This is a genomic window from Lawsonibacter celer, from assembly GCF_014281125.1.
Classification (GTDB): Bacteria; Bacillota; Clostridia; order Oscillospirales; family Oscillospiraceae; genus Lawsonibacter_B; species Lawsonibacter_B celer.
Genome location: NZ_JACOEA010000001.1, coordinates 971437 through 978782 on the forward strand (window position 1 = coordinate 971437; position 7346 = coordinate 978782).

General features: G+C 62.0%; 8 protein-coding genes and 1 riboswitch. Of the genes, 3 read left to right on the forward strand and 5 right to left on the reverse strand.

Features of this window, described 5'->3' with window-relative positions:
- Window positions 1-32 precede the first annotated feature (32 nt).
- Both modB and H9Q75_RS04740 read left to right on the forward strand, forming a co-directional pair.
- Window positions 33-716: a molybdate ABC transporter permease subunit gene (modB, locus tag H9Q75_RS04735; protein WP_186564965.1), complete on the forward strand. Its 684-nt coding sequence runs from the start codon at window positions 33-35 to the stop codon at window positions 714-716.
- A gap of 8 nt (window positions 717-724) precedes the next feature.
- Window positions 725-1777 carry a sulfate/molybdate ABC transporter ATP-binding protein gene (locus H9Q75_RS04740; RefSeq protein WP_186564966.1) on the forward strand — a complete coding sequence of 351 codons (1053 nt, stop codon included), beginning with the start codon at window positions 725-727 and terminating at the stop codon, window positions 1775-1777.
- Between the two features lie 60 nt (window positions 1778-1837).
- Here H9Q75_RS04740 and H9Q75_RS04745 read toward each other — a convergent pair whose 3' ends face one another.
- The 5 genes from H9Q75_RS04745 to H9Q75_RS04765 all read right to left on the reverse strand — a co-directional run bounded on the left by H9Q75_RS04745 (window position 1838) and on the right by H9Q75_RS04765 (window position 6848).
- Window positions 1838-2578, reverse strand: a complete 741-nt coding sequence (locus H9Q75_RS04745) for an amino acid ABC transporter ATP-binding protein (RefSeq protein WP_207720742.1) — start codon at window positions 2576-2578, stop codon at window positions 1838-1840.
- 1 nt (window position 2579) lies between these two features.
- Window positions 2580-3461, reverse strand: coding sequence for an amino acid ABC transporter permease (locus H9Q75_RS04750; RefSeq protein ID WP_186564967.1), 882 nt, complete (start codon window positions 3459-3461; stop codon window positions 2580-2582).
- A gap of 92 nt (window positions 3462-3553) precedes the next feature.
- A complete protein-coding gene (locus tag H9Q75_RS04755) occupies window positions 3554-4489 on the reverse strand; it encodes a transporter substrate-binding domain-containing protein (RefSeq protein WP_186564968.1) in 936 nt (311 codons plus the stop codon).
- Window positions 4490-4611: 122 nt separating this feature from the next.
- Window positions 4612-4783, reverse strand: a riboswitch (Lysine riboswitch).
- A gap of 268 nt (window positions 4784-5051) precedes the next feature.
- Window positions 5052-5999: a transketolase family protein gene (locus H9Q75_RS04760; RefSeq protein WP_186564969.1), complete on the reverse strand. Its 948-nt coding sequence runs from the start codon at window positions 5997-5999 to the stop codon at window positions 5052-5054.
- A gap of 3 nt (window positions 6000-6002) precedes the next feature.
- Window positions 6003-6848 carry a transketolase gene (locus H9Q75_RS04765; RefSeq protein ID WP_186564970.1) on the reverse strand — a complete coding sequence of 282 codons (846 nt, stop codon included), beginning with the start codon at window positions 6846-6848 and terminating at the stop codon, window positions 6003-6005.
- Between the two features lie 364 nt (window positions 6849-7212).
- Here H9Q75_RS04765 and H9Q75_RS04770 point away from each other — a divergent pair.
- A partial coding sequence (locus tag H9Q75_RS04770; protein WP_341480903.1) for a 3-keto-5-aminohexanoate cleavage protein occupies window positions 7213-7346 on the forward strand: 134 nt, incomplete at its 3' end.

Genomic DNA, 7346 nt, shown 5'->3' on the forward strand with positions numbered 1-7346 from the left:
CGGCTTTTTGAGAAAGACGAAGGTGATCTTCCTTGGACTGGTATCCCCTCTTCAACTCCCTGCGCATCGCCGCCGTGTCCACGGCGCTTATCTTTTTCCTGGGCATTCTAGCCGCCTATTATGTGGTCAGAATGCCCAGGCTGGTGAAGGGCGTGCTGGATGTGGTGCTGACCCTGCCTCTGGTGCTCCCCCCCACCGTGGTGGGGTACTTCCTGCTGCGGCTTCTGGGGCCGAAGCGGCCCATCGGCCTGTGGTTTCTGGAGACCTTTTCCCTGCGGCTGACCATGGTGTGGTACGCCGCCATCTTTGCCTCCGCGGTGGTGGCCTTTCCCCTGATGTACCGCACCGCCCGGGGGGCTTTTGAGAGCTTTGACGTCAACCTGGCCTATGCCGCCCGGACGCTGGGCCGGTCCAACGCCTGGGTCTTCTGGCGGGTGCAGATGCCCTGCTGTCGCCAGGGCATTCTGGCCGGCGCCGTGCTCTCCTTTGCCCGCGCCCTGGGAGAATACGGCGCCACCGCCATGATTGCGGGCTACACCCCAGGCAAAACGGCCACCATCTCCACTACGGTGTACCAGCTCTGGCGCACTGGAGACGACGGGGGCGCCATGCGCTGGGTGCTGGTCAACCTGGCCATCTCCGCCGTGGTGCTGCTGGCGGTCAACATGCTGGAGCGGCGGGACCGGCGGCCCCGTCGCCCGGCAGCGGAAAGGTAGGTGGACGGATGAGCCTGCTGGTAGAGATTCAAAAGGACCTGGGCCCCTTCCGACTGGAGGTGGGCTTTGAGGCCCGGGACGGGGTCACCGGTGTGCTGGGGGCCTCTGGCTGCGGCAAGAGTCTTACGCTCAAATGCATTGCCGGAGTGGAGAGCCCGGACGCGGGACACATCGAGCTGGACGGCCGGGTGCTCTTCGACCGGAAAAAGCGGGTCAATCTGCCCCCTCAGCGGCGGCATGTGGGCTATCTATTCCAGAACTATGCCCTGTTCCCCAACATGACGGTGGAGCAAAATATTGCCGCCGGGGTGCGGGATCGCGCCGCCCGTCCGGCGGCGGTAGCGCAGATGACGGCCGCCTTCCATCTGGAGGAGTGCCTGGGCAAATATCCCCGGCAGCTCTCCGGCGGGCAGCAGCAGCGGGTGGCCCTGGCCCGCATCCTGGCCAGCCAGCCGGAGGCCCTGCTGCTGGACGAGCCCTTTTCCGCCCTGGACAGCTATCTGAAGTGGCAGGTGGAGCTGGAGCTGATGGAACGGCTGGAGGCGTTCTCCGGGCCGGTGCTCTTCGTTACCCACAGCCGGGACGAGGTGTACCGCCAATGCCGGGAGGTGTGCGTGCTCTCCGATGGGAAATCCCAGCCCGTGCAGCCGGTCTCCGCCCTCTTCGACGCGCCCTTTACCCTGTCCGCCTGCCGCCTGTCCGGGTGCAAGAATTTCTCCCGGGCGCGCCTTCTGCCCGACGGCCGGCTGGAGGCCGTGGACTGGGGGCTCTCCCTCTCCCTGCCCGCGCCGCCCGTGGCGGAGACGGCCTGGGTGGGCATCCGGGCCCATTTCCTGCGTCCGGCGGACGGCCCCGGTGAAAACCGTCTGGAGTGTCGGGTTGTGCGGGTGGTGGAGGAACTCTTCTCCACCACGGTAATGCTTGCCGCCCCGGGCAGTTCGGGGGAACTCTCCCTGCTGCGTATGGAGCTGCCTAAGGCCGAATGGGCGGCCCTGGGTCATCCCGAGGCCCTTTGGGTGGAGCTGCCCGCCCGTGACCTGATGCCCCTGCGGGACGGATAAACCGCGCGAAAAACGCAGAACATCCCGGGCGCCGCGGCGCCCGGGATGTCTAATTTCTGCTCAATTGTTGCGGAAGCGGGCAAGGAAATCCTTCGTCTCCTGCCGCTGGGGATTCCCAAATACATCCGCCGGGGAGCCCTGCTCACAGATGACGCCGCCGGCCATAAAGACCACGTGGTTGGACACATCTTTGGCAAAGGCCATCTCATGGGTGACCACCAGCATGGTCATGCCGTCGGCGGCCAGGCCCCGCATGACCTCCAGCACCTCCCCCACCATCTCCGGGTCCAGGGCGGAGGTGGGCTCGTCAAAGAGCAGCACCTCCGGCTCCATGGCCAGCGCCCGGGCGATGGCCACCCGCTGCTTCTGGCCGCCGGAGAGTTGACGGGGCTTGGCGTTGATGTAGGGCGCCATGCCCACCCGCTCCAGATACTTCATGGCGTTTTCCCGGGCCGTCCCATAGCTCTTCTTGAGCACCTTGGTCTGTCCTACCATGCAATTTTCCAGCACAGTCATATTGCTGAACAGATTGAAGGACTGGAACACCATCCCCACCTTGGAGCGGTAGGCGCAGGGGTCCATATGCCGCCCGGCCACGTTCTCCCCGTGGAAGATCACCTCGCCGCCAGAGGGGATCTCCAGCAGGTTGATGCACCGCAGCAGGGTGGATTTGCCCGAGCCGGAGGCGCCGATGATGCTGGTCACGTCTCCCTTCTTCACGGTGAAGTCGATGTCCCGCAGCACCTCATGGCTGCCGAAGGATTTGGAGAGATGGTTGACCTGTAAAATTATTTCACCCATATCAGCGGTCTCCTCTCGTGCTGCCATTCCGGTTTTTCAGGGCCTGGCGCAGACGGGAGCGCCGCTCCTCCTCCAGCGCGGCATTGGGGGTGCCCCCTGCCCTGCGGGTGTAGGTACCCGCCGTCATAGTGAGGGCGTCGGCTTGTACCAACTCGTAGTTGTCTGAGCCGTCCATGAGTTTCTCCACCAGCCGCAGAATAATGGAGGCAGTCAGGGTCATGCACAGATAGCCGATCATCTCAATTGCGGCGGAGGGGAAGTACATGTTGTTCACACCCACGATATACCGGTGGGCCGCAAAGAACTCGGTAAAGCTGATGATGAACATCACCGAGGTGTCCTTCACGTTGATGATGAAGTTATTGCCGATCTGGGGCATGATGTTGCGCAGGGCCTGGGGCAGGATGACGCTGGTCATGGTCTGAACATGGTTCATGCCGATGGCCTTGGCTCCCTCGGTCTGTCCGGGGTCGATGGAAATGATGCCGCCCCGGACAGACTCGGCCATATAGGCGCCCGTGTTGATGGACACAATTAGGATGGCGGCCACCCAGGTGTTGTCAAAGCGCAGGGCATTGTCTGTGAAGTAGGGTAGGCCGTAGACGATGAACACCGCCTGCAGCACCATGGGGGTTCCCCGGAACACCTCCACATAAATCCGGACGATGACCCGCACCAGCTTGAGCACAAAGCGCTTGGGCAGAGGGTCGTTCCTGGTGTAAGGGATGGTGTTCAGAATGCCACAGATCAGGCCGATGATACAGCCGATGGCGGTGGCTACCAGAGCCAGAACCAGAGTGTTCTTTACCCCGTTCATATACATGGGCCAGTATTTGCTCCACAGCAGGCTCACATCCTGGCACAGCTTGACCAGCTTGTCCATGGGGGCACGCTCCTTTCTCTCAAGACGCGGCAGCCTCCGGTCCCGGACCGGGACCGGAGGGCGTACCGCTTGCTATAACGCCGCAGGCGGATTCAGATCTCAGGCTGGATAGAAATGGCCTCGTCCATGAGCGCGTTGAAGTCGTCCTCGGTCATGGTGGACAAAACGCTGTCAATGGCATCCTTCAGGACCGTGTTGCCCTTGAGCACGGAGATGCCGATGTTCACGTTCTCCGCACGCTCCTCCTCAGAGGCAAACTGGAAGTCCCCATCCGTACCGGAGAAGTCCAGGATCACCAGATTGTCGTCCTTGGCCACTGCGCCCATGGCAGTGGGCATATCGGTGCAGATGAAGTCCACGCTGCCGGTCTGCAGCTGCATAATCATGGCAGGGGCGGTCTCCGCGGGTGCCAGTAGCTGGGCGTTCTCGATCTGGGGCAGGCAGGAGTCATACCAGATGGTGCCGGATTGGGCGGTGCACTTGCCGCCGGCCAGATCGGCAATGGAGGCGGCGGCGGCATAGGGGCTGTCCTTGGTGGTCACGCAGACGATGGTGGCGTAGTAATAGGGACCGGCCATATCCACCTCAGCCATACGGTCAGCGGTCATGGACTGGCCGGCGATGTTGGCGTCCATGGTCTTGGACTGAATCGCCGGGCACAGGGAATCCCACGCGGAGGAGACGATCTCCAGTTCCCAGCCGTTGGCCTCGCAGATCTTCTTGGCGATCATCACGTCATAGCCGTTGGCATAGGAGCCGGGTACATTGGAGATGGGCACCGCTCCGTTGGAATCGTCCATCTGAGTCCAGTTATAGGGAGCGTAAGCGCACTCCATGCCTACGGTGAGCACGCCGTCCTCCACGCCGGTGAAGTCGGCGCCGGGCTCGGCCGAATCGGTGGGCTCCACGGGGGCGGAGCTGCCCGCCGGGGCCGGAGTGTTGGCGGCGCCGGAATTGCCGGAGCTGCCGCAGGCGGCCAGCGCCAGGAGCATGGCCGCGGCCAGGAGCATACTGAGGAACTTTTTCATTTCAATCACCTTTCCAATTTTTTTGCGCGTCTGTCCCCGCGCCTGGGGAAAAAAACTGGACCGCTTTGTCAAGCGGTCCATGGAGTATGCAGAAAGGCGCCCGAATGGGGCGTATTCCAACAGCCATTGATAGCGCTTCACAAAATGTTGTGACAGTCCGGCAGATCTTCTCTGCCGGCCCAGCGCCGGAGCGCCAGGCAGCGCTCCGGAACTTCGGCGAAGCGCCCCTTTCCCGCCGGCAGCTGCCTGCCTTTACCGGACGGTACTCATGAGCTTCGCTCCTCTATCTAAGCGATTCAATTTTGGTCGTATCTTACCACTCCCGGGCTGTCCTGTCAACCGTCCCTGTCCGAAATACAAAAAAATTGTGCATATCAGCAAAGTCAGCGGCAAAAGTGCGGATAAAAAGCACGAAATCGCAAAACAAAACATCCTCCGGTCCTCTTGCTGACCGGAGGATGTCTCGTCTTTGTTCCGCGCACCTGCGCGGGCGCTTCCCGCCGCCCGGCAGGGTCTTGTTCCGCTCCGGTGCAATGGGCCGGAGATTCCGGAGCCGGCCCGTTTATTTCTTCAGCTTCAGGGCCTGGCGGGCCTTATCGGCGATTCCCTCGGGCGAGAGGCCGTAGGCCTCCAGCACCAGGGGCGCCTTTCCGGAGCGGCCGAACAGGTCGTTCACCCCGTGGCGCACCACGGGCACTGGGCAGTGCTCTCCCAGGAAGCCGGCCACCGCCTCACCCAGGCCGCCGATGACGTTGTGCTCCTCGCTGGTGACAATGGCGCGGGTCTCCAGGGCCGCCTTGAGTACCAGCTCCCCATCCAGGGGTTTGATGGTGTGCATGTCGATAATCCGGGCATCCACACCCTCCTTCTTGAGGATGTCCGCCGCCTTCAGGGCCATCTGCACCATCATGCCCGTGGCGATGATGGTCACGTCGGCACCGTCCTTCAGGGTAACCCCCCTGCCCAATTCAAAGGAATAGCCGTCGATGGCGTCGGTCACGGTCTCCACCGCCAGGCGGCCCAGGCGCAGATAGGCAGGGCCGTCGTAGTCCAGCAGGGCCCTGACGGCGTGGCGCATCTCATTGGCGTCACAGGGGCAGCACACCATCATGCCGGGAATGGAGCGCATAGTGGCAAAATCCTCACAGCACTGGTGGGTGGCGCCGTCCTCTCCCACGGACAGTCCGCCGTGGGAGCCCACCACCTTCACATTCAGCCGGGGATACGCAATGGAGTTGCGCACCTGTTCAAAGGCCCGGCCTGCGGCGAACATGGCAAAGGTATTGGTAAAAGGCTTCTTGCCGCAGGCAGCCAGACCGGCCGCCACGCCGGTCATGTTGCACTCGGCAATGCCCATGTTGAAAAAGCGCTCCGGGTAGGTCTGGGAGAATTTTTTGGTCATGGTCGCGCTGGACAAGTCCGCGTCCAGCACCACCAGCTCAGGATATTCCTCCGCCAGTTCCACGATGGCGTCACCGTAGGCGGCGCGGGTTGCAATTTTTTCACTCATAGCTTACTTCCCCTCCAGTTCCGCCAGCTTGGCTTCCAGCTCCGCACGGGCCTGCCCATACTGCTCGTCATTGGGCGCCTTGCCGTGCCAGCCCGCCTGGTTCTCCATAAAGGACACGCCCTTGCCCTTGACCGTCTTGGCCAGCACCACTGTGGGCTTGCCTTTGCAGGCCGCGGCGGCGGCAAAGGCCTCCTCCAGCGCAGCATAGTTGTGCCCATCCGCCTTGACCACATTCCAGCCAAAGGCCGCAAACTTCTCATCCAGAGGCTCGGAGGGCATCACATCGGCGGTGGCGCCGTCAATCTGCAGGCCGTTGACGTCCACAATGGCGCACAGATTATCCAGATGGTATTTTGCCGCGGACATGGCGGCTTCCCACACCTGGCCCTCCTCAATCTCGCCGTCCCCCAGAAGGGTGTAGACCCGGTAGCTCTTCCGGTCCATCTTCCCCGCCAGGGCCATGCCTACCGCGGACGAGACGCCCTGCCCCAGGCTTCCGGTAGACATATCCACCCCCCGCACAAAGCGCATCTCCGCGTGGCCGGACATGTGCCCGTCCACGGAGCGGAACAGCGTCAGCTCCTCCTGGGGGAAATAGCCCCGCAGGGCCAGCGTGGGATAGAGCGCGGGCGTGCAGTGCCCCTTGGAGAGCACAAAGCGGTCCCGCTCCGGATCATCGGGCCTGGCCGGATCCACCCGCATCACATCAAAATACAGCACGGTCAGAATATCCATGGCGGACAAGGACCCGCCGATGTGCCCGGAGGCCGCCCGGTGTACCATATCCATGGCCAGCAGGCGGGCCCGCGCTGCCGTTACCGCCAATTCCTGCGCTTTTTTCTGTTCCATTTTACCACCCTTTTTCCCTTCGTTTCGCCCTTCCGGCTGAGAGGTACAGAATCAGATCTGTTGTGCTCTTAGTATACCTTACCTCCCCGTCGGTTGCAACCTCGGCAATGGAAAAACTTCCTTCGCTCTCCCCTACAAAGACGGATTTTCCCGAAAACACTCTTGTATTTCTCTGCGCAATCTGCTACACTTATGTTGCTGCAAGAAGGCTTCAAAGTACTGAAATCCGTACATTTTTTCGGGAAAGTGGACACTTTTGCCTGGACAAGATATCCTACACACTCTGTGTCCGGCTCGCTCTGTCCCGGCCTGAGGCAGCACCGCTCTCTGAAAGCAAATTTTAAAATGGAAGGGCTGTGTTTACATGAGCGAACTGAAGAACAAAAGAATCATCACGATAGCGACGACAGGTGCGTGGCCGAAGAAGGAGAACAACCCGAACGTGCCGATGACGCCGGCGGAGATCGCGGAGGACGTGTACGAGTGCTGGCAGGCGGG